A 21208-nucleotide genomic window follows, 5' to 3' on the forward strand; every position below is an offset into this window, starting at 1 on the left:
ACTCAGCCTCTCCCCGTCTCGACCTTGGGAACCAGCATGTAGCCTGCCCCACGGACCGACTTGATGATCTGGGGATGGTTGGGGTCGTCTTCCAGTTTGCGGCGCAGGCGCCCGATCTGGACATCGATGGTGCGGTCGAAAGGGCCGCCGTCGCGGCCCCGGGTGGCCTCGAGAAGGAAGTCGCGCGACAGCACGCGGCCCGGGTGAGTGGCCAGGGTGTTGAGCAGGTCGAATTCGCCCGTGGTGAGCGCCACCTCCCTGCCGTTCGGGTCCAGCAGGCGGCGCGCGGCCGTGTCCAGTTCCCACTCGGCAAAGCGCAGCAGGTGCGTCGCCGCTTCGGCGTCCGGCCTGGCCTCTCCGGCTTCTGACGGAGCGAGCCGGCGCAGCACAGCCTTGATCCGCGCCAGCAGTTCGCGCAGATCGAAAGGTTTTGTTACATAGTCGTCGGCCCCGACCTCCAGGCCGACCACCTTGTCGACCGCATCCCCGCGGCCGGTGACGATCACCAGCCCGCAGCGCCAGTGTTCGCGCAACTGGCGCGCGATGGCAAAGCCGTCCTCGCCGGGCAGGCCCAGGTCCAGCAGGACGAGCGCCGGTGCGTCGCTGGCCATGAGTTCCAGAAGCGATCCGCCGGAATGCAGCTGGCTGACGCGGAACCCATGTCCCTGCAGATAGCCCGCCAGCAGGGTGGTGATCTCGATTTCATCGTCGAGTACGGCGAGATGGGTAGGAGTAGTCACCCGGGCAATGTTAGCCCGTCGTGGACAAATCCAGAATGCCCGTGGGAATGGCCTGCAGTGCGGGCCGCGGCGGGCCGCTCGACGCTGAGCGCCGGCCTCAGCGGCGGCGCCCGGCCTCGAACGCGGCCTGGCATGCAGCGCAGCGGACGGCGACAGGTTGCGCCACCAGTCGTTCGCGCGGAATATCCTCGCCGCAATCGGCGCAGATGCCGTAGCGGCCTTCGGCCATGCGCTGTTGCGCCTCTTCGACGTCCTTGAGCCTGGCGCGGTCGATCTCGATCTCGGCGCAGTGCAGGCCTTCGAGCCGGAACGCCTCGGCCTCGTCGGCGTGGCTGCGAACCTCGTGGTCCTGAGGATCTCGTGAGGTCCCGTCGGCGGCAGTCCCGCGAAGTTCTTCCAGGACGCTGTGCTTGATGCCCTGGAGCCGAGCGGCCAGTGCCTCGCGATCGGCGGTGGTGAGGTGTTTCATGTGGAGCCCTTCTTTGTGGTTTGCTGCGACGCCTCGTCCGTCAGGCGTATCACGACCTCAGGCCATGTACTTGCCGCCGTTGATCGGCAGCGTGATGCCGGTGATGAAGGCGGCTTCGTCCGCGACGAGAAAGACGACGCCGCGGGCGATCTCGCCCGGCGTCGCCAGCCGGCCCGCAGGGACCGACTTGAGGATTTGAGCCAGCACGTCCGGAGGCACTGCACCGACCATGGCCGTTTCGGTGTATCCGGGCGCGACCAGGTTGACGGTGATGTTGCGCGAGGCACCCTCGAGCGCAAGCGACTTGGTGAAGCCGATGAGGCCGGCCTTGGTTGCGGCGTAGTTGCACTGCCCCGCCTGGCCCGAGAGCCCGTTGACGGAGCCCATGTTGACGATGCGTCCGAAGCGCCGCTCGCGCATGCCCTCGATCACGGCGCGGCACATGTTGAAGCACCCGCCCAGGTTGACCTCGAGCACTTCGCGCCATTGCTCGAAGCTCATCTTGTGCAGCATGGCGTCGCGCGTGATCCCGGCATTGTTTATGAGAACCTCGATTGGCCCGATCTCGGCTTGCACGCGGGCCGCGCCTTCGCGGCATGCAACCGGGTCGGCCACGTTCCAGGCGAAGGCGGGGATGCCCGTGCGGCTGGAAAAGGCCTGTGCGACCGCCTCGTTGGTGCCGTAGTTGACGGCGACCCGATAGCCGGCGGCCTGCAGGGCTTCGGCGGTGGCTGCTCCGATGCCGGCGGTTCCGCCGGTGACCAAGGCGACGCGCATGGCTCAGGCCTCCAAGCGCAGCTTGTGGACGTCGGTTGTCGGTGGGACATCGGATTTCATGAGAGACCTTTCGCGAGCCGGTCGGCCCTGACGGCACTGTAGGAAGCGCACCGGGCCAAGGCATTGCGCTGGATCAAGGACCTGCATGGCGCGTTCATCGCACCAGGACATAGGTGCCCGGCGCGTCGCAGATCGGCAGGTAGCCCCGCTGGGCATGGCCCATGCGGGGTGGCTTGCGACGAGGCCCGGAGCGGTCTGCCAGCCAGCGCTGCAGTGCAGGCCACCACGAGCCTTCGACCCGCTCGGCACGTGCCACGTAGGCATCGGGCGGCATATAGGCGGCATCCCCGGCGCGCTGCAGGATGCGGTAGTGGCGATGCGCGTGTCCCGGCTCGCTGAGGATGCCGCCGTTGTGGCCGCCGTCCGTCAGAACGAAGCAGATCTCGGTGTCGCAAAGCAGGTTCAGCTTGTACACCGAGCGCCAGGGCGCGACATTGTCCGTCCAGGTTCCCACGGCGAACATCGGCACTTCGATGTCGCGCAGGGAGACCGGTTGTCCGTTCACGCAATAGCGCCCGCGCGCCAGTTCGTTGTCGTGGAACAGGCTGCGCAGATAGTCCGCATGCATGCGGTAGGGCATGCGCGTGCCATCGGCGTTCCACGCCATCAGGTCGGTGAACGGCGCACGCTCGCCGAGCAGGTAGTTCTGCACCATGGGCGACCAGATGCGGTCGACGGCACGCAGGATGTTGAAGGCGCCGGCCATCTGATCCGCCCTCAGGAAGCCTTGCCGGGCCATCATGTCTTCGATGAAACAGAGCTGGCTTTCGTCCATGAAGAGGCCGAGCTCGCCCGGCTCGGTGAAGTCGGTCTGCGCAGCCAGCAAGGTGACCGTGGCCAGGCGATCGTCATGGTCGCGCGCCATCGCCGCCGCCCCGATGGCGAGCAGCGTCCCGCCCAGGCAATAGCCCAGTGCATGCACGCGCTGCCCGCCCGCGATGTCCGAAACGGCATCGAGGCTGGCCATCAGCCCCTGCGCCAGGTAGTCGTTCATGCCGAGGTCGCGGTCTTCCGCATCCGGGTTCTTCCACGAGATGGCGAAGACGGTGTGGCCCTGGTCGACCAGGTAGCGGATCAGCGAATTGCGCGGCGACAGGTCGAGGATGTAGTACTTCATGATCCACGCGCTGACCATGAGCACCGGCTCGGGGTGGACCGTGGCCGTCGTGGGCGCGTACTGGATCAGCTCCATCAGGTGATTGCGCAGGACGACCTTGCCGGGCGTGAGCGCCACCTCGCGTCCGGGCAGGAAGGCCTCGGCGCCTTTGGGCGGCAGGTGGTCACGGCTGCGCTGGACGTCCTCGATCCAGTTGCACGCGCCTTGCAACAGGTTCGTTCCGCCGGAGACGAGCGTTCGCTGCAGCACCAGCGGATGCGTGGCGGGCGAGTTCGCCGGCGAGCACATCGCGTGCAGTTGCCGGGCCGAGAACGACACGACCTGCTCGTGATGGCGCTCGACGCCGGGCACGCCTTCGGTCATTTCCCGCAGCCACTGCCCGCCGGCACGGAACGCCTGCCTGTAGACGCTGAACGGCCATGCGTCCCAGAGCGGATCGGCGAGGCGGGGGTCGTCTTCGTGCGGATCGGAGGTCTCGGGGCCATGGGAAGGCACGGGCTGAAGCGCCTGGAGCGCGGCTTTCGTCGCTCGCATCAGCGGGCGGGCGATCAGCAGCTGCGCACCCAGGGCGGGCTGCGCCGCCAAGTGGATGGCCCAGTCCGACCAGGCCTGCATCAGCGCCGCGGGAGAAATGCCTTTCGTCAGTTCGGCCAGCTGGGCGTGCAGCGTGCGGTCCAAGGCAGCTTCTGCATGGTGGTCCGTCGCTCCCGGATTCAGGTCGGGTCCGATGCCGCACATCATGCGGGTTGAGGCGACAGGACGGCGGGGCGCGCGACCGCTTGCGGTTGCCTCGCGCTGCCCAGGGCCTTGCCCAAGGGCTGCAGGCGCACGGCGAAGCCGAGGTCGTCGACCTCGCGCGTCGTGAACGCGGTGCTCGAGAAAGGCGCACGACCGAGGATGCGGCCGATCTCGGCCACAGCCTTGGGCGCGCCGTGATCGCCCATGACCGACACCACGGCCACGTCGGGCAGGTCATCGCGCCGCTGCGCCACGAAGCTGCGCATGGGGCCGGCGAGCCGCTGCGCCCAGATGGGCGATACCAGCACCACGGCATCGAACTGCCGGGGCGACGGCCCGTGGTAGCGAATTTCCGGGCACCGTCGCAGCAGGGAGTCGAGCCGGCAGCGCAGCGCGCCCAGGACGCCGCTGCGCGGCCGGACCTCCGTGATTTCGCCCAACTGCCAGCCTTGCTGCTGGCTCAGCAGCCGCGCCACCCGGCGGGAAGTGCGCGTATAGGAATAGACGACCACCAACACCTTGCTCATCGCGCTCTCCGCTCTGTCGATGCGCCGATGGTCCCCCATGGCGCAGCGGAGCTTCTTGCGCTGGATCAATGAACGCAGCGGCTCATCCGGCCCGAACCCGCATTGGGCAGCCGCAGCGGCGTTTGCATTGATGCCCGTCAAGCCCGGCGCGCGTCCAGGGGTCGACACTGGCAGCCGATTCTTTCCTGATTCGAGGAGCCAGCCATGTACCAACGCATTCTTGTCCCCATCGACGGCAGCGCCACCGCGCTGCGAGGCCTGGACGAGGCGATTCGCCTTGCCAAGCTCACCGGCGCAAGGCTCCGGCTCGTCCACGTGGTGGACGAGCTGAAATACGTGACCGGCTTCGAGACCTTCGCCACCTACAGCGGCGATGTGGTGCCACTGATGGCGCGAGCAGGCAGGCAGATCCTCCAACAGGGGAGGGAGCGCGCGCAGTCTGCCGGCATCGAGGCGGAAAGCGTGCTCTTCACCTCGCTCGCGGGCCGCGTCTCGGAGATCGTGGTCGAGCAGGCAGGGACCTGGAAGGCCGACCTCATCGTGATCGGGACGCACGGCCGCCACGGTGTTGCGCGCGCATTGTTGGGCAGCGATGCCGAGCAGGTGCTGCGCATGGCGCCGGTCCCCGTGCTGCTCGTGAATGCCCACGAGCGCGTCGGACAAGCCAGCGGTACGGCGGCGCCGCCGGTCGCCGCCGAAGCGTGAGACAGGGTCGGCCCGCGGACCTCGTCGGGCCTGATGGGGCCCTGCTGGCCGCCGAAGCGCATCTGCACCCCGCGAAGGCGCTTGCAGCCCGGCTGGAGGTCGACCCGCAGCGCGGCCTGACTTCCGAGCAGGCGAAACATCGGCAGGGTCTCTACGGCGAAAACCGGCTGCCCGAGGCGGCCCCGCGCAGCCTGACGCGGCGGGTGTGGGACCAGCTGAGCGACTTCATGGTGCTCGTGCTGATCGCGGCTGCGCTGCTTTCGGGTTTCATCGGAGATGTGGCGGACACCGTGGCCATCGCGGTCATCGTGCTGCTCAACGCGGCAATCGGCCTCGCGCAGGAGTGGCGCGCGGAGCGGGCGCTCGTCGCTTTGAAGCGGCTGGCCGGCGCCCATGCGACCGTGCGGCGCGATGGCTGCTCGCTGGCCGTCGATCCGGCGCACCTGGTGCCGGGCGACGTGGTGCTGCTGGAGGCAGGCAATCTCGTGCCCGCCGACCTGCGGCTGCACGAGGCGGCGCAATTGCGCGTGGACGAGTCCATGCTGACCGGGGAGTCCGTCGCGGTGGAGAAGCACATCGCACACCTTCCCGCGGGCGACCATCCGGTCGGCGACCGGCTCAACATGGCCTTCAAGGGAACGCTGGTCAGCCACGGCCGTGCGGAAGGCCTGGTGGTCGCCACGGGCTCGAGGACCGAACTGGGGCGCATCGCCGGCTTGTTGCGGGACACCGGTGCGCGAAGCACCCCCTTGCAACTGCGCCTGGCTGATTTCGGCAGGCGCCTGTCGCTCGTGGTTCTGTGCATCTGCGGGCTGCTTTTCGGCGTTGGCGTTCTGAGTGGCGAGCCGGTGCTGCTGATGGCGCTCACGGCCGTCAGCCTGGCGGTGGCGGCGATTCCTGAGGCGCTGCCCGCAGTCGTGACCGTCCTGCTCGCCCTGGGCGCTCGCCGCATGGTGAAGGTGAACGCGCTGGTGCGGCGCCTGCCCTCGGTGGAGACGCTGGGATCGGTCAGCGTGATCTGCTCGGACAAGACCGGTACCTTGACGCAGAACCGCATGCGGGTCCAGGCCGTCGAGTATCCGGGCGGCGGGACGCCGCAGGCACTGTGGGCCGCGGCCGTGCTGTGCAATGACGCCGCTGCGGACGCCAGCGGCGCGTGGGTGGGCGAGCCGACCGAGACGGCGCTGGTCGAAGCGGCCCAGGCCGGCGGCGCGGACCCCCGTGCCGTGCGCTCCGCGCAGCCTCGTCTGTACGAATGGCCATTCGACTCCGCGCGCAAGCGGATGAGCACCTTGCACCGGGAGGGCCAAGGCTGGGTTGTTGTCGTCAAGGGCGCGCCGGAGACCTTGCTGCCGCGCTGCACCCGCGTTGCGGCGGGGCAGCAGGAAGCCCCGCTCGACGTGGCTCAGGCCCTGGGCGTGGCAGCGGCGATGGCCGAGCAGGGCCTGCGCGTCCTCGCACTGGCCCGGCGTTCCTTTGCGCAGGACCCGAGCGGGCAGCCTTCGGAGGCGGTCGAAGCCGACCTGGCCTTGCTCGGGCTCGTCGGGCTGGCGGACCCGCCGCGGCCCGAGGCGAAGGCCGCCGTCGCGGACTGCCGAAGCGCCGGCATCACGCCGGTGATGATCACGGGCGACCATCCGGCGACCGCGCTGGCGATCGCGCGCGAACTCGGCATCGCCGAGGCCGGCTCGACGGTCCTGACCGGCCCGCAACTCGCTGCGCTGGACGACATCGCACTGCAACGGCTGGCCGGCGATGTGCGCGTGTACGCCCGGGTCGACCCGGCCCAGAAGATCCGCATCGTGCGTGCGCTGCAGTCCCAGGGCCGGTTCGTCGCGATGACGGGGGACGGCGTCAACGACGCGCCGGCGCTCAAGCAGGCCGACATCGGCGTGGCCATGGGCCGCGGCGGGACCGATGTCGCGCGCGAAGCGGCGAGCCTGGTGCTGCTCGACGACAACTTCGCCAGCATCGTGGCTGCGGTGCGGGAAGGCCGGCGCATCTTCGACAACGTCCGCAAGTTCGTCCGCTACGCCATCACCGGCAATTCGGCGGAGACCTGGACCCTGGTGCTTGCGCCGCTCATGGGCCTGCCGATTCCGCTGCTGCCCCTGCATATCCTGTGGGTGAACCTGGTCACCGACGGACTGCCGGGCCTGGCGCTCGCCGTGGAGCCGGCCGAACGGGGCGTGATGCAGCGGCCGCCGCGCCCGCCCGGAGAAAGCCTGTTCGCCGGCGGCCTCTGGCAGCACGTGCTGTGGGTCGGTCTCCTCATCGCGGCGATGTGCCTGGGCATTCAGGCCTGGGCCCTGAGGACGGGGATGCATTGGCAGACCATGGTGTTCACGGTTCTCACGCTCTCGCAGATGGCCTATGTGCTGGCCATCCGTTCGGAGCGCGAATCGCTCTTCACGCTGGGAATCGGCAGCAACTGGCCCTTGGCCGGTGCCGTGCTCTCGACCTTCGTGCTTCAGCTGGCGGTGATCTATGTTCCGCCGCTGCAGAAGGTGTTTCGCACCGAGGCCCTGGCACCCGGCGAGCTGGCGCTGTGCCTGGCATGCGCGGCCGTGGTCTTCGCGACGGTCGAGGCGGAGAAGTGGCTGCGCCGATCGGCACACGGGTCCGCGCAAGCGGCGAGGGGCGAGCGCAAATGAGTGCAAGCCGGTCTGACCCCTTTGTCCTCGGCACCTGGAACGGCCGGTCGCCATCACGCACACTGTCGACATGAAGCTGCACAGACCGGCCGCCGTTGCCGTGGATCGCACGCTGGTGACGGCGTTGCACGAGCGCCTTCGCTCGGACACGGGCCAGCCCGTCTCGCTGGTGGAGACCCACATCTCCTGGCTGCTGCTGACGTCGACGCTGGTCTACAAGCTGAAAAAGCCCGTTGCCCTGGGCTTCGTCGACTTCCGGTCGCTGGCGGCGCGCAAGCATTTCTGCGAGGAGGAGGTGCGCCTCAATCGGCGGCTCGCGCCCTCGCTCTATGTCGGCGTCGTTCCCATTGGCGGCACGACGCAGGCGCCGCAGCTCGGCGACGGCGAGCCCATCGACTTCGCCGTCTGCATGCGCCGGTTTCCCGAGGAAGCCCTGCTGTGCAGCCTGTTGCCGGCAGGACGCTTGCAGGAGGGGCAGCTCGAGCAGTTCGCGCAGCGTCTGGCCGTGTTTCATGACGAAGCGCAGCGGGCCGAGCCGGACTCCCCATTCGGCGCCCCGGCCCAGGTCGGCCGCCCGGTCGTCGATGCATTGGCCCGTCTGCGAGCCGGTGGTGGCGCGCGGTACCCGCGTGACCTGCAGGCCTGGGTGTTCGAGCAGAAGAAGGCCTTGCGCACGGCATGGCTGCAACGGCAGCGGCACGGCGCAGTGCGCGAATGCCATGGCGATCTCCACTTGGCCAATGTGGTGCTGCTCGAGGGCCGGCTGACGGCCTTCGACTGCATCGAATTCGATCCCATGTTGCGCTGGATCGACGTCATGAGCGACGTCGCCTTTCTCACCATGGACCTGAAGGCGCATGGCCGAGCGGATCTCGGGTTCCGTTTTCTGGATGCGTATCTTCAGCACAGCGGCGACTACGCCGGCGTGCCGGTTCTGCGCTTCTACGAGGTGTACAGGGCGATGGTGCGGGCACTGGTCTGCCGCCTGCGCGAGCGGACCGGCGCGGACGCCTGCCTGCCCGGCGAGCCGGACTACCTCGCCTGCGCAGCCCAACTTGCGCGCACCGCGGGCGGCACGCCACGTCTGATGATCACGCACGGATTGTCCGGATCGGGGAAGTCGACCATGGCTGCCGCGCTTCTGGCCCCCGCGGGTGCGATCCGCATCCGCTCGGATGTCGAGCGCAAGCGTCTTTTCGGGCTGGGGGCGCAGCAGCGTTCAGCCGATCGCCAGGCCGAGATCTACAGCCAGGAAGCGACCCGAGGCACTTTCGCGCGGCTGGCCGAGTGCGCGCGCACGGCCCTGCAAGCCGGATATCCCGTGATCGTCGATGCCGCCTTTCTGCGCCGGGACGAACGGCTGGCGTTCCGCGCCCTGGCGGCCGAGCTGCGCGTGCCGTTCTCGATCCTCCGTTGCCGCGCTGCCGAGGCCCAGCTGCGCCGCCGCGTGGCGGCACGCGATGCCGAGGGCAGCGATGCGTCCGAGGCGACCCTGGCCGTGCTCGAGCGGCAGCTCGCCACCCACGAGCCGCTCGGCCAGGACGAGTGCGCCTTCGCGCTGGACGTCGCGACGGATGATCCCGTGGATGTGGCCTCGCTCGGCGCCCGCTGGCTCGCGCGCTCGCACTGAAGCGAGCCGCACGCCGGGGGCAGGGTGCGCTACTCGAAGGCCAGGGCACCCGTGGGCAGGCTGACGTGCGTCGCCGTTGCCGTCGCCGCCGCTTCGGCCTGGGTCGCGGCTTCCGGCGCCCGCACCAGCAGGACCGGCACCGAGGCATATCGCAGGACGTGTTCCGCGCTGCTGCCCATGACGACGCGGCCGACTCCGCGGCGACCGTGCGTGCCGATAACGATCAGGTCCGCGGGCCACTTGGCCGCTTCGGCATTCACCATTTGGTGGACCGACCCCGAAAAGCTGTCGCAGAGCTCGGCCTCGGCCTCGACGCCGGCGGCCTGGGCGGTGGCCCTGGCTTCATCGAGGATGCGCTTGCCGTTCTCGCGGAGCACGTCGAGCCAGTCGCCGGCATAGCCCGCGTAGGCATCCATTGCGAGGGCGAACGAGAGTTCGTCGATGACATGAAAGAGCCGCAGCTTTCCGTGCGTCAGCTTGGCAAGTCGAATGGCCTCCTCGAGACCGCGTTTCGAGGTCTCGCTGCCGTCGATGGGAACGAGGATTCGCTGATACATCGCCTGCTCCTGCCGCTGAGTTGAGATACGGCCAGTATCGGCACCCCCACTGCGCGCGATTTGATCTGGCGCAAGAGAGACCGACGAGCCGGCGGCGAACATCGGGCACCCGAAACCTCATCTGAACGAAAGACAAATCATGAAGACCCTTCTCGCGGTCGATGGCAGCGACTACACGAAGCGCATGCTGTCCTACCTGGCGACGCACAAGGACTTCCTCGGCACGGCTCAGGCCTGTACGGTCCTCTACGTGGTTCTGCCGGTGCCGCACCGCGCGGCTGCGTTCGCGGGGCCCGAGATGGTGCATGGCTACTACGAAGACGATGCCCGCGTCGTGCTGGAGCCGATCCAGGCTTTCATGCGCGAACAGGGCATCGAGGCGACCTTCGTCCACAAGGTGGGCCATCCCGCCGATGAGATCGCCTCGTATGCGGAAGCCGGCAATTTCGATCTGGTGATCATGGGATCGCACGGCGTCGGCGCTCTGAAGAATCTGGTGCTCGGCTCGGTCGCCACGAAAGTGCTGGCACGGTGCACCGTGCCGGTCCTTCTGGTGCGTTGAACGCTTGGACCTGTGGCGGTGCTGAAGATCACAGCTCGCGGCCAAGCACTGCCTTGATCTGCAACAAGGTCGCCGCAGGTCCGCCGTGAGAGCCTAGAGCCTTTCCAAAGGGGACCTGCATGACGCATTCCACGATCAGAATCATCCGCGACGAGCACTCGGCCCTCTCGGCCATGCTGCGCTCCATCATCCTGCTGCTGGCACAGCATCGTCGCCAGGGCACGCTGCCCGACTTCGGAGCACTGCGCGCGATGCTGTTCTATGTCGACGAGTTTCCAGAAAAGCGGCACCACCGAAAGGAAACCGAACTGCTCTTTCCGAAGCTGCGCGCACGAACTCCGCTGTCGCGCGAGCTGCTTGATCGACTGGATGACGATCATGCGCGCGGGGAGCGCCGGATCCGGAACGTGGAGCATGCCCTGCTTGCCTTCGAGATGATGGGCGAGTCGCGGCGCAAGGCCTTCGAGCAGGCCGTCGATCACTACGTCGACTTCTATCTCGCGCACATGGCCATGGAAGAGCGGGAGATCCTGCCCCTGGCCGAACGGGTGCTGACCGAAGAGGACTGGGCCGAGCTCGACAAGGCTTTCGGCACGAACCGGGACCCGCTGACCGGATGCGAGCCCGATGCGGAATACAAAGAGCTCTTCACGCGCATCGTCAACGCGGTGCCTGCGCCGATCGGCTTGGGCGCTGCGGGCTAGGCGACGGCGACGGCAAGGTGCCGGCCGTGCCAACGGAAAGCTGCTGCCCAGCGGCTTGGCGACGCAGGGCCAAATTGGCCACACCGCTCTAAAAATAGCGGCGCCCGGCCATTTTTGCCATAATGGCTGCCTGACCTCAGGAGCCGCCACCATGATCCCCGAACTGCTCAGCTTGGATGACCTGCCGCGGCAGAACGCGTCCCAAGTCAAGAACAAGTGGGGCGAGGTCGTGCGCCAGGTGCGACAAACGGGCAGCGTCGCGATCACCAATCATTCGGCGGTAGAAATGGTGCTGCTCGACGCCGCCACCTACCAGCAATTGACCTGCGACCTGGAGGCGATCAAGGCACGCGAGCAATCGATCCTCGACGACTTGGCAGGCCGCTTCGACGCCCGCCTGGCGGTGCTGCAGGAGCCCGGCGCTCGGCAGCGGACGAGGGCGCTGTTCGAATCCCGAGGCAAGCTCGCCCGGCCACCCAAGGCGGGTGCCTCGTTCTGATGCCTGCGGCCGCCGCGGCCCGGCCCTTCGTCTTTGTCCTGGCCGGCGTCAATGGGGCCGGCAAGAGCTCGGTGGGCGGCGCCATGCTGGCCGAGCACGGCCTGGCGTGGTTCAACCCTGACAGCTTTGCACGCGAACTGGCGTCGCAGCTGGGCCTGCCCGCCGAAGAAGCCAATGCCCGGGCCTGGACGTACGGGCGCTCGCAGCTCGAGGCCGCGATCGCCAACGGGACGAACTACGCGTTCGAGACCACGCTGGGCGGCAGGACCATTCCGGCGTTGCTTGCCGAGGCCGCGGCCACGCACGACGTCGTGATGCTGTTCTGCGGACTGCGGTCGCCGGAAATGCACATCCAGCGCGTGCGCGCGCGTGTTGCCAACGGCGGCCACGACATCCCGCAGGACAAGATCCGCGAGCGCTGGGTGGGCTCCCGCATCAACCTGATCCGGCTGATGCCGCAGCTGTCCCGCCTGCAGGTCTTCGACAACAGCACCGAGGCCGCCCCCGGCCAGGACATCCCGGACCCGGTGCTCGTCCTCGAGATGATCGAGGGGCGAGTGAGCTACCCGGCCCAGGACGACACGCAAGTACTGGAGTCCATCCCCGAATGGGCGCGGCCGATCGTCCAGGCCGCGATGGAGATACAGGCCGGCTCCGCCGCATGACCTCAGGGAATGCCGAGGCGCGAGGACACAATCGCTTGGAAACGACACACACGGGGTAGAGGAAGGGGCATGCTGAAAATCCTGATCGCTTTTGTCTTCGCGGCATGTTTTCTGCTGGGCCTGGAAAGCTACCGCAGCGCGCAACTGCAGGCCAGGCGCACCGCCGAACAGTCGGAACTGCTTCAAGGCTTGAGCGCGCTGGATGATCCCGAGGTCTTGCAGCTGGTGGCCGATTGGCGACTGGCCTATCCCGAACCGGACGAAGACCGTCTTCAAGAACTCCGCGACCTCGCCCAGCAGCTGCGCACCGACCCGAACGCATTGCGCGCAGAGGGCGCAGAGAGCGCAGAGAGCGCAGAGAGCGCGCGCTCGAGCCCACCCACGCCGGCGGGCGCCAGGCCCACGGTCGATCTGTCCTCGGAGGCGATCAAGGCGGGCGCTTGAACGATGCCCAGCCGCTCATCGGAAGTCCGGGCCGGGCGGACCCTCGCTCTATTCGGCGGCTGTGACTCGCCGGCCCATCATCAGCAAGGCCGCCGAGGCCATGAGCGTCAAGACGGCGCCCAGGCCCAGCGCCGTGGCAGGCAGTCCGACAAGCCCCGTGCTCAGCCCCGCCGCGATCGCCGGCACGCTGAAAGCCAGGTAGCTCAACACATAGAAGCCGGCCATCAGCGAGGCGCGCTCCTGCGGTTGCGCCAGCGACACCAGGCTGCGCAACGATCCGCTGAAGGCTGAGCCGAAGCCCAGGCCCGCGATCGCGGCGCCGATGAAGAACGCGGCGGTGGAGTGCAGCAGGATCCCGGCAAGGCTGACGGCCAGGCCCAGCGCCAGCGCAGCGGCACCGAGGGCGAGCGCCCTGCGCGGCGGCCACTGCCGCACGGCCAGGAGTGCGACGGCACTGCTGAGGACCAATGCGGAGATCAGCACGCCGCCCACCATCGGCGCATCGTTGCCGGTGACGATCTTCGCCAGGGTCGGCCCGAGGGAGAGATAGAAGCCGCCGAGCGCCCATTGCGCCGTGTTGACCGGCAGCACCTGCCACAGCACCGCGCGAGCCTGCTGCGGAATCGCGATACGGGGCCAGAGCGAGCGCCAGGCGCCGGGCCGGCGCTCCACCGTTTCCGGCAGGTACAGCACGGCGAGCATCTGCAGTGCAAAGACGAGCATCAGCAAGTCGAACACCAGGCGCGTCGGCGCGGGGCCGAACTGCACCAGCACGCTGGTTCCGAAGGCGCCGGCCGCCATGCCGACCATCGGCGCCACGCCGTTGACGAGCGGTCCGCGCTCGCGGTGAAGATCGAGCAAGCCGGCGCTGAGCGCACCGGTCGCGATGCCGGTGGCAATGCCCTGCAGGACGCGTGCCGACAACAGCCACGCCACCGAGTCCGCGCGCCAGAACAGCAGCGTCGCTGCGAACTCCAGGACCAGCGCTGCAAGGATGACCTCGCGCCGGCCGCGGTGGTCGGACAGGCTGCCGAACACCAGCAGTGCCGCGAGCAGGGCGAACGCATAGCTCGAGAAGACCACCGTCAGCGTCAGCGCGGAAAAGCCCCACGCTTCACGGTAGAGCGCATACAGCGGCGAAGGGGCGGTCGACGCCGCCAGGAAGCTCACCAGCAGGGACGCCTTGAGCCACAGCGCGCGGCCGTGACTCAGGCGCGTGTGCGGCCAGCTTGCGGCAAGGGCTGGGCGAGCGGTCGTGACTGGCTGCATGGGAGCTCCTTCAACTGCATAAAAGCAAAAAAATTGCGTTTGCGGATTGTGAGGCCATTCGATACTTAACGCAAATCCTTTGCTTTAAAATGGTCTCATGAGCTCACTCCCCATTCCCCGGCCCGGCGGACGCAGTGCACGTGTCCAGGGCGCTGTCCACAAGGCGACGCGTCAGCTGCTGGACGAGCAGGGTCGCGCCGCCCTCACCGTGCCCATGATCGCGGCGCGCGCAGGCGTCACGCCTTCGACGATCTACAGGCGCTGGGGCGACCTGGCGGACTTGCTCGCCGACGTCGCCGTCGAGCGCCTGAAACCCGACAGCGATCCGCTCGACACCGGCACGATCGAGGGCGACCTGTTGGCCTGGGCCGAACAGTTCCGCGACGAGATGTCGTCCGAGCTCGGGCGTGCGATGGTGCGCGACGTCGTTTCCGCCAGGGGCGCGGAGGCCATGGGCGATCTCTGCCCTTGCGCGCAGTTCGCGATGAGCCAGCTCGGCGCGGTCGTGGAGCGCGGCCAGGCGCGCGGCGAGCCGGTGCCCGAGGTGGAGACGCTCATGGACCGCGTGGTCGCGCCCATCGTCTATCGGATGATGTTCGGCCTTCCGCTCGCCTCGCAGGCCAACATTCGCGCGTGGGTCGAGGCGTGCCTGAAAGACGCTGCGGGGCAGGGCAGACCCGCAGCGCAGAGGGGAACGCGCCACTAGGGATACGCCGGCAAGCGCTCAGCGCGGCGGTACGGGCGGAAACTTCGCGGCCACCAGCCGGTTGCGGATCGAATGCGCGGCGGCCTTCAGATCGTCGAGATGGCGCGTCACCACGTCCTGCTCGGTGGCAACGGCCGGCAGCCAGGCGCAGCTGATGCAGCCCACCACCGCATCGTCGACCTGGATGGGCACCGAGATCGCGCCGAATCGCTCCGGCGAATCCATGCTCGTGGGGCTGGGGTCGCGCGAGGCGTAGCCCTGGGCACGGTAGCGCGCGGCCCAGTCGCGGGCCCCATGGGACTTCAGCGCGGCGCGGTCGACTTCGTACGGTGAACGTGCAAGCGCCTCCAGCAGGCGGCGACGCTCCGCATCGGGGCAGAAGGCGAGATAGCAGCGCCCCAGCGACGACAGCAGCAGCCGCGGACGAAAACCGAGGACCCGGTAGTTCACCGCGAGGCCGTTCATCGGCCGGTGGGTGTCGAGGATGAGCATCGCCAGCCCGTCGAGCACGGCGAGATCGATCGGCCAGGGCACGCGCCGTTGCAACTGCTCGCGCGGCTGCGTCGCCAGCGCAGACAGGCGCGCGCGCCATTCCACGGCCAGCCCGGACTCTCCGGCGCTGGCCGCCGGCACATAGCGGTTCTCGATTTCGTTGCGCTCGATCCAGCCGGCCTCCTGCAGGGTTCTCAGGATCCGCAGCAGCGTGGCCTTCGAGAGCGAGGTCTGGCGGTGCAGGTCCGCCAAGGTAACGGCGGAGGACTGCTGGATGGACCACAGGACATCGAGTCCGCGGCGTAGCGCGGTGATCGACTTCACGCCGGGTGCAGGCCCTGCACTGCGAAAGGAATCGCGGCTGGATTGGTTCACGGAGTGAAATTCTATCTGGCCGCCTCGCGAGGCGAATCGCAGAATTTCCCTCGCGCTCTTCCTTCCATTCATTCATTCCCTGAGGGCTCGTGCCCAGGAGACAAACAATGCATCCCCATCGACGACAGCTGGCGCTCGGCGCCCTCGCGCTGGCCTGCGGCCTCGCCTTCGCACCGGCGCACGCCCAGCCGACCTATCCTGCCAAGCCGATCTCCATCGTCGTGTCCTACCCGCCCGGCAGCGACACCGACTCGATCGCTCGCATGCTGGGCGAGCGCCTGTCGCAGCGCCTGAACCAGGCGGTGATCGTGGACAACAAGCCCGGCGCGGGCGGCACGCTCGGCAACTCCTTCGCCGGCCGGGCCACGCCCGACGGCCACACGCTGCTGTTCACGCCCAACCCGTTCACGACCGCGCCGATGGTCCTGAGGCTGTCGCCCTCGTCGAGCTACGACGTGCTCCACGGCTTCGAACCGGTCATCCAGATCGCCACCCAGCCGCTGGTGCTGGTGGCGCATCCGGGTGTGGGCGCGAAGTCGGTCCCCGCGCTGGTCGGGCTCGCCCGCTCCGGAAAGTCGCTCACCTATGCCACGCCCGGCGCCGGCTCGCCGATGCACATCGTCGGCGAATGGCTCAACCGCGCAGCCGGCGTGAAGTTCACGCACGTGCCCTACCGCGGCGTCGCGCCCTCGGTCAACGACGTGGTGGCCGGCCACGTTGACACGGCCTGGGTCACGCTCGGGGTCGTGAGCCAGTACACCCAGCAGAAGCGGCTGCTCCCGCTGGCCATCGGCGACGCCACGCGCTCGCCGCTCGCACCCGACGTCCCCACGCTCACCGAACTGGGCTTCAAGGACGTCGTGGTCGGCGCCTGGAACGGATTCTTCGCCCCCAAGGGCACGCCGCCGGATGTCGTGCGGCTGCTCAACGGCCACCTGAACGAGATCATCAAGTCGCCCGAGGTCGTGAGCAAGCTCGCGACCTTCGGCGCCCTGCCGGTGGGCGGCGCGCCCGAGGTGCTGGCGAAGACCAATGCCACCGAATACCAGGTGATGGGAAAGCTGATCAAGGAACTGGCCATCACGGCCGACTGAGGCGGCTGCCATGAATGCATCCACGCTGGGCAGGTCGGTGCCCCAGGTCAATGCCCGCTCCAAGGTGCTGGGGCGAGCGCAGTACGCAGGCGACATCAAGCTCGCCGGCATGCTGCACGGGAAGGTGCTGCGCAGCCCCCACCCGCATGCCCGCATCGTGCGCATCGACGCCACGCAGGCGCTCGCGCTCCCGGGCGTGAAGGCGGTGGTGACGGGTGCCGACGGGCCGCAGGTGCCTTGGGGCGTGCATCACAAGGAGCGGCTCACCCTGGCGCGCGACGTGGTGCGGTTTGCCGGCGAGGAAGTCGCGGCCGTCGCGGCGACCAGCGAAGAGATCGCGCGCGACGCGCTCGACCTGATCGAGATCGAGTACGAGGAGCTGCCCGCGATCCTCACGCCCGAGCAGGCGCTGCAGGCGCAGGCGCCCCTCGTTCATCCCGGTCGCGACGCCAACATCGCGCACCAGATCCGCTTCGAGCGCGGCGATGTCGACGCGGCCTTCGCGCGCGCCCACCTGGTTCACGAGGCCACCTACACCACGCACTCGCAGTATCCCGGCTACATGGAGCCGATGGCTTCGGTGGCGTCGATCGACGCCGACGGCCGGCTGCAGGTGTGGACCTCGACGCAGTCCGCCTTCCTGGTCCGTGCCCGCCTGGCCGCCGTGCTGGAACTGCCGGTCTCCCGGGTGCGCGTCATCCAGGCGACCACGGGCGGCGGCTTCGGCGGCAAGATCATCGAGGACGCCAACAGCCTGATCGCCGGCCTGCTGGCGCTGCGCACCGGCAGACCGGTGCGGCTGGTCAACAACCGGCTGGAGGACTTCCTCGCCTGCGCCACCAGCGTGCCCGAGCGCATCACGCTCAAGCTCGGCATGGACCGGGAAGGGCGCATCCTTGCCAAGGACGTGTGCATCGTGGCCGACTGCGGCGCTTACAGCGGCCTCTCGGCCGAGGTCATGCATGTCAGCGCGATGCGCAGCGACAACATGCACCGCAACGGCAACGTGCGCTCGCACGCCACGCTGGTCTACACGCACACGCCGCCGCACGGCGCCTTCCGCGGCTTCGGCGGCACGCAGATGCTGTTCGCACTCAACAGCCATATCGACGCCATGGCCCACCAGCTGGACCTCGATCCGCTGGACCTTCACAGGCTCAACGCGATCGAGCGCGGCGCGACCTCGGTGCACGGCTGGAAGATCGGCAGCACCGGACTGGTCGAGTGCCTCGGGCAGTGTGCGGACGCGATCGGCTGGAGCGCCAGGCGCAGCCGCAAGGCCGGCCTTGGCGCGAAGCGCCGCGGCCTGGGCCTGGCCGCGGCCATGCACGTGAGCGGCAACCGCACCATCGGCGACTGGGACGGCTCCACCGTCATGCTGAAGATCAACGAGGACGGCCGCGTCGTCCTGCACAGCAGCGAGGCGGACATGGGCCAGGGGGCCATGACCATGTTGTCGCAGGTCGTGGCACACGAGCTCGACATCCCGCTCGAACACGTCCACGTGGTCGCACCCGATACCGACAGCTCGCCGTGGTGCATCGGCTCGCTCGCGTCGCGCGTCACCATGGCGGCCGGCAACGCGGCCATCGTGGCGGCGCGCGCCGCGCGCGCCAAGCTGCTCGACCAGGCCGCGTCGATGCTGCAGCTGCCTGCCGAGGCACTGGCATGCGCTGGTGGCGCCGTGTGCGCGGCGGACGCGCCCGAGCGCAGCCTGACGCTGGCCGAACTGGCGCGCGCGCACCTCTGGCGCCACGGCGGCGAAGGCATCCAGGTCAGCGGAAGCTGGGATGCCAGGACCGACATGTTCGACAAGACCACCCTCATGGGCAACATCGCGCCGGCGTACTCCTTCGCGGCGCAGGCCGTCGAGGTCGAGGTCGACACCGAGACCGGCCAGGTCACGCTCCTCGACAGCTTCGTGTCCGACGACTGCGGCAAGGCGCTCAACCCCCAGGCGGTGCACGGCCAGAGCAACGGCGCGGCCGCCCAGGCCGTCGGCTGGACGCTGTACGAGCAGTTGCAGCTGGACGCGGGCCGCATCGTCAACGGCAACTTCGCGGACTACACCATGCCCTCGCCCGACGCGCTGCCCATGCTGCGCAGCGGCATCGTCGAGTCGAACGATCCCAACGGCCCCTACGGCGCCAAGGGCGCCAGCGAAACGGCGATCCTTCCAGGTCCGGCCGCCATCGCCAACGCCGTGTTCGACGCGGTCGGCGTTCGCATCCGGGACTTGCCGATCACGCCCGAGAAGGTGCTCGCGGCCTTGCGGCAGCGCGAGGAGTCCCGCCATGCGTGAGTTCGAGTTCCTGCAGCCGCGCTCCTTGTTCGAGGCCAGCCGCATGCTGGCCGACCTGGGCGACGAGTGCCGCGTGATGGCCGGCGGCACCGCCTTGCTGCTGGCGATGCGCCAGCGCATGGCGGCGCCGACCCACGTGATCTCGGCCCTGCAGATCGAAGGGCTGCGCGGCATCGACTTCGATCCGCGCGAGGGCCTGCGCATCGGCGCGTTGGTGAAGCATGCCGAGCTGGCGCGCTGCGAGCTCGTCCAGCGGCACTACCCGGTGCTCGCGGCCATGGCGGCGCAGGTCGCCAATCCACAGGTGCGCAACCAGGGCACGCTGGGCGGCAACCTTTGCTATGCGGACCCCGCCACCGACCCGCCGGGCTGCCTGATGGCGCACGGCGCGCAGCTGGTCCTGGCCAGCGCGTGCGGCCAGCGGGTGCTTTCCGTCGAGGAGTTTCTGGTGGACTACTACGTGACCGCGCTGGAGCCGGACGAACTGCTGGTGGAGATCCGTGTTCCGGCGCCGCAGGCCGACGCCGGCGGCGGGTACACGCGCTTCCTGCGCACGGCGGCGGAGCATCGGCCGCTCGCGAACGTGTCGCTGATGACGCGCCGCGACGGCGCGCTGTGCCGCGAGGCGCGCCTGGTCGTGGGCGCCTCCGTGGCCATCCCGGGCCGCGTCACGCGCGCCGAGGAATTCCTGCGCGGCAGGATCGTCACGGACAGCGTGGCCGCAGAGGCCGCCGACATCGTCGCGGCCGACATCGCGCCGATCTCGGACACGCGCGGGTCCGTCGAATTCCGCCGCGAGATGGTGCGGGTGGTCTGCCGGCGAACGATCGCCGGCCTCTTCGGCCTGTCGGGAGAAACAACATGAGCCAACACAACATCAACGTGACCGTCAACGGAGCAGAGCACGAGGCGGAAGTCCCCGCGCGCCGGCTGCTGAGTGATTTCCTGCGCGATGACCTGCACCTGACCGGCACCAAGCGCGGCTGCGAGACCGGCGTCTGCGGCGCCTGCTCGGTGCTGGTCGATGGCGAGGTGGTGAAGTCCTGCCTGTCGTTGGCCGTGCAGGCGCACGGCTGCGCGATCACCACCGTCGAAGGCCTGGCGCAAGGCGAGCGCCTGCATCCCTTGCAGGATGCCTTCATGCGTTGCGGGGGGCTGCAGTGCGGCTACTGCACACCGGGTTTCCTGATGGCCTCGTGCGCGCTGCTGGCGAAGCACCCGCAACCCACGCAGCACGAGGTGCGCGAGGGCCTCAACGGCAACCTTTGCCGCTGCACCGGCTACACCCAGATTGTGGAGTCCGTTCTGGACGCCGCGGAGAAACTGAATGGACATTGAAAAAACCCTGACCATCGCCGCGCCGCCCGCGCGGGTGTGGGAACTGCTGCTGGACCCCGAAGTGATGGGCGCCTGCATTCCCGGCATGCAATCGGTCGAGGTGCTGAGCCCCACCGAATACAAGGCCCTGATCGCGGTGAAGATCGCCTTCGTGAGCGCGAAGTTCAGGCTCAAGACCACCATCCTGGAGCAGCGCGCGCCACTCTACCTGCGCTGCGAGGGCACGGGCGAGGACGCCTCGGTCGCCAGTTCGCTGCGCCAGCAGAGCGAGATGTTCCTCGCCGAGCAGGCCGATGGCGGCACCGAGCTGCGCGTGAAGGTCAAGGTGGATGTGCTGGGGCGCCTGGGCAGCTTCGGCCTGAGCGTGATGAAGACCAAGGCCGACCGCATGTGGGACGAGTTCGGCCGGAACCTGTCGAAGCGGATCGCGCCGCCGGCCGAGCTGCCGGCGCCATCCATCGCGCCCGAGCCGCTACCAAGCTCGGAGGTCGGTGCCGCGCCGCAAGCCATGCCGGGACCGTTGCACGGCGCCAGGGTGAGCGAACTCGTTCAGCGGCCGCCCGCGCCCCGGGGCTGGTGGCCGCGCCTGCTGGCCTCGCTCTCCAGTCGCGGCGACCCGGCTTGCGCGCGCCACATCCGCATCGAGCTGATGCGCGAGGGCGCGACGGTCACGGTCCATTGGCCGCTGGACGCGGCCGGCGAATGCGCAGCGCTCCTGCGCGACTGCCTGCTGCCGCCAGCGGCAAAGGAATGAAGACGGACGCGCCACGCGCGAACCGCATGG

The 21208-nt window shown here is 68.8% G+C and carries 22 protein-coding genes; 14 read left to right on the forward strand and 8 right to left on the reverse strand.

Features of this window, described 5'->3' with window-relative positions; translation table 11 throughout:
- Positions 1-2: 2 nt before the first annotated feature.
- From AC3A6Y_RS22575 to AC3A6Y_RS22595, 5 genes are all read right to left on the reverse strand, one after another.
- Positions 3-740: a winged helix-turn-helix domain-containing protein gene (locus AC3A6Y_RS22575; protein ID WP_487870448.1), complete on the reverse strand. Its 738-nt coding sequence runs from the start codon at positions 738-740 to the stop codon at positions 3-5.
- A 97-nt stretch (positions 741-837) separates the two neighbouring features.
- Positions 838-1209 carry a TraR/DksA family transcriptional regulator gene (locus AC3A6Y_RS22580; RefSeq protein ID WP_487870449.1) on the reverse strand — a complete coding sequence of 124 codons (372 nt, stop codon included), beginning with the start codon at positions 1207-1209 and terminating at the stop codon, positions 838-840.
- A gap of 57 nt (positions 1210-1266) precedes the next feature.
- Positions 1267-1986, reverse strand: a complete 720-nt coding sequence (phbB, locus tag AC3A6Y_RS22585; protein ID WP_487870450.1) for an acetoacetyl-CoA reductase — start codon at positions 1984-1986, stop codon at positions 1267-1269.
- Positions 1987-2140: 154 nt separating this feature from the next.
- Positions 2141-3841 carry a PHA/PHB synthase family protein gene (locus AC3A6Y_RS22590; RefSeq protein WP_487870451.1) on the reverse strand — a complete coding sequence of 567 codons (1701 nt, stop codon included), beginning with the start codon at positions 3839-3841 and terminating at the stop codon, positions 2141-2143.
- 59 nt (positions 3842-3900) lie between these two features.
- A complete protein-coding gene (locus AC3A6Y_RS22595) occupies positions 3901-4569 on the reverse strand; it encodes a flavodoxin family protein (RefSeq protein WP_487870452.1) in 669 nt (222 codons plus the stop codon).
- A gap of 63 nt (positions 4570-4632) precedes the next feature.
- On the opposite strand from AC3A6Y_RS22595, the gene AC3A6Y_RS22600 reads away from it, so the two are divergent.
- The 3 genes from AC3A6Y_RS22600 to AC3A6Y_RS22610 all read left to right on the forward strand — a co-directional run bounded on the left by AC3A6Y_RS22600 (position 4633) and on the right by AC3A6Y_RS22610 (position 9417).
- A complete protein-coding gene (locus AC3A6Y_RS22600) occupies positions 4633-5133 on the forward strand; it encodes a universal stress protein (protein WP_487870453.1) in 501 nt (166 codons plus the stop codon).
- A complete protein-coding gene (locus tag AC3A6Y_RS22605) occupies positions 5130-7787 on the forward strand; it encodes a cation-translocating P-type ATPase (protein WP_487870454.1) in 2658 nt (885 codons plus the stop codon). Before AC3A6Y_RS22600 ends, AC3A6Y_RS22605 begins: the two co-directional genes overlap by 4 nt.
- A gap of 70 nt (positions 7788-7857) precedes the next feature.
- Positions 7858-9417 (forward strand): bifunctional aminoglycoside phosphotransferase/ATP-binding protein, encoded by a 1560-nt coding sequence (locus AC3A6Y_RS22610; protein ID WP_487870455.1) that lies wholly within the window; start codon positions 7858-7860, stop codon positions 9415-9417.
- Positions 9418-9446: 29 nt separating this feature from the next.
- On the opposite strand, the gene AC3A6Y_RS22615 is transcribed toward AC3A6Y_RS22610, so the two are convergent.
- On the reverse strand, positions 9447-10076 hold the full coding sequence (locus AC3A6Y_RS22615; protein WP_487870456.1) for a universal stress protein: 630 nt from the start codon (positions 10074-10076) through the stop codon (positions 9447-9449).
- Between the two features lie 37 nt (positions 10077-10113).
- On the opposite strand from AC3A6Y_RS22615, the gene AC3A6Y_RS22620 reads away from it, so the two are divergent.
- The 5 genes from AC3A6Y_RS22620 to AC3A6Y_RS22640 all read left to right on the forward strand — a co-directional run bounded on the left by AC3A6Y_RS22620 (position 10114) and on the right by AC3A6Y_RS22640 (position 12848).
- A complete protein-coding gene (locus tag AC3A6Y_RS22620) occupies positions 10114-10536 on the forward strand; it encodes a universal stress protein (RefSeq protein ID WP_487870457.1) in 423 nt (140 codons plus the stop codon).
- Positions 10537-10655: 119 nt separating this feature from the next.
- Positions 10656-11240 (forward strand): hemerythrin domain-containing protein, encoded by a 585-nt coding sequence (locus tag AC3A6Y_RS22625; RefSeq protein WP_487870458.1) that lies wholly within the window; start codon positions 10656-10658, stop codon positions 11238-11240.
- A gap of 151 nt (positions 11241-11391) precedes the next feature.
- Positions 11392-11739, forward strand: coding sequence for a type II toxin-antitoxin system prevent-host-death family antitoxin (locus tag AC3A6Y_RS22630; protein ID WP_487870459.1), 348 nt, complete (start codon positions 11392-11394; stop codon positions 11737-11739).
- Positions 11739-12404, forward strand: coding sequence for an ATPase (locus AC3A6Y_RS22635; RefSeq protein ID WP_487870460.1), 666 nt, complete (start codon positions 11739-11741; stop codon positions 12402-12404). Before AC3A6Y_RS22630 ends, AC3A6Y_RS22635 begins: the two co-directional genes overlap by 1 nt.
- Before the next feature lie 69 nt (positions 12405-12473).
- Positions 12474-12848: a hypothetical protein gene (locus tag AC3A6Y_RS22640; protein ID WP_487870461.1), complete on the forward strand. Its 375-nt coding sequence runs from the start codon at positions 12474-12476 to the stop codon at positions 12846-12848.
- Between the two features lie 48 nt (positions 12849-12896).
- Here AC3A6Y_RS22640 and AC3A6Y_RS22645 read toward each other — a convergent pair whose 3' ends face one another.
- A complete protein-coding gene (locus tag AC3A6Y_RS22645) occupies positions 12897-14117 on the reverse strand; it encodes an MFS transporter (protein WP_487870462.1) in 1221 nt (406 codons plus the stop codon).
- A gap of 97 nt (positions 14118-14214) precedes the next feature.
- Here AC3A6Y_RS22645 and AC3A6Y_RS22650 point away from each other — a divergent pair, with 97 nt between their 5' ends.
- Complete coding sequence (locus tag AC3A6Y_RS22650) at positions 14215-14823, forward strand: TetR/AcrR family transcriptional regulator (RefSeq protein ID WP_487870463.1); 609 nt, start codon at positions 14215-14217, stop codon at positions 14821-14823.
- Between the two features lie 18 nt (positions 14824-14841).
- On the opposite strand, the gene AC3A6Y_RS22655 is transcribed toward AC3A6Y_RS22650, so the two are convergent.
- Positions 14842-15690, reverse strand: a complete 849-nt coding sequence (locus tag AC3A6Y_RS22655; RefSeq protein ID WP_487870464.1) for a helix-turn-helix domain-containing protein — start codon at positions 15688-15690, stop codon at positions 14842-14844.
- A 107-nt stretch (positions 15691-15797) separates the two neighbouring features.
- Between AC3A6Y_RS22655 and AC3A6Y_RS22660 the strand changes: the two genes are divergently transcribed.
- From AC3A6Y_RS22660 to AC3A6Y_RS22680, 5 genes are read left to right on the forward strand one after another with little or no spacing between them, the layout of a single operon-like run.
- The gene (locus tag AC3A6Y_RS22660) at positions 15798-16784 is read left to right on the forward strand and encodes a Bug family tripartite tricarboxylate transporter substrate binding protein (protein WP_487870465.1); all 987 of its coding nucleotides are present in this window, start codon (positions 15798-15800) and stop codon (positions 16782-16784) included.
- 10 nt (positions 16785-16794) lie between these two features.
- Complete coding sequence (locus tag AC3A6Y_RS22665) at positions 16795-19086, forward strand: xanthine dehydrogenase family protein molybdopterin-binding subunit (protein ID WP_487870466.1); 2292 nt, start codon at positions 16795-16797, stop codon at positions 19084-19086.
- Positions 19079-19951 (forward strand): FAD binding domain-containing protein, encoded by an 873-nt coding sequence (locus AC3A6Y_RS22670; RefSeq protein WP_487870467.1) that lies wholly within the window; start codon positions 19079-19081, stop codon positions 19949-19951. Before AC3A6Y_RS22665 ends, AC3A6Y_RS22670 begins: the two co-directional genes overlap by 8 nt.
- The gene (locus AC3A6Y_RS22675) at positions 19948-20424 is read left to right on the forward strand and encodes a (2Fe-2S)-binding protein (RefSeq protein ID WP_487870468.1); all 477 of its coding nucleotides are present in this window, start codon (positions 19948-19950) and stop codon (positions 20422-20424) included. The genes AC3A6Y_RS22670 and AC3A6Y_RS22675 overlap by 4 nt, the downstream gene beginning before the upstream one ends.
- Positions 20414-21178 carry an SRPBCC family protein gene (locus AC3A6Y_RS22680; protein WP_487870469.1) on the forward strand — a complete coding sequence of 255 codons (765 nt, stop codon included), beginning with the start codon at positions 20414-20416 and terminating at the stop codon, positions 21176-21178. The genes AC3A6Y_RS22675 and AC3A6Y_RS22680 overlap by 11 nt, the downstream gene beginning before the upstream one ends.
- Positions 21179-21208: the final 30 nt, after the last annotated feature.

The organism is Variovorax sp. Soil_C_17, from assembly GCF_057657265.1.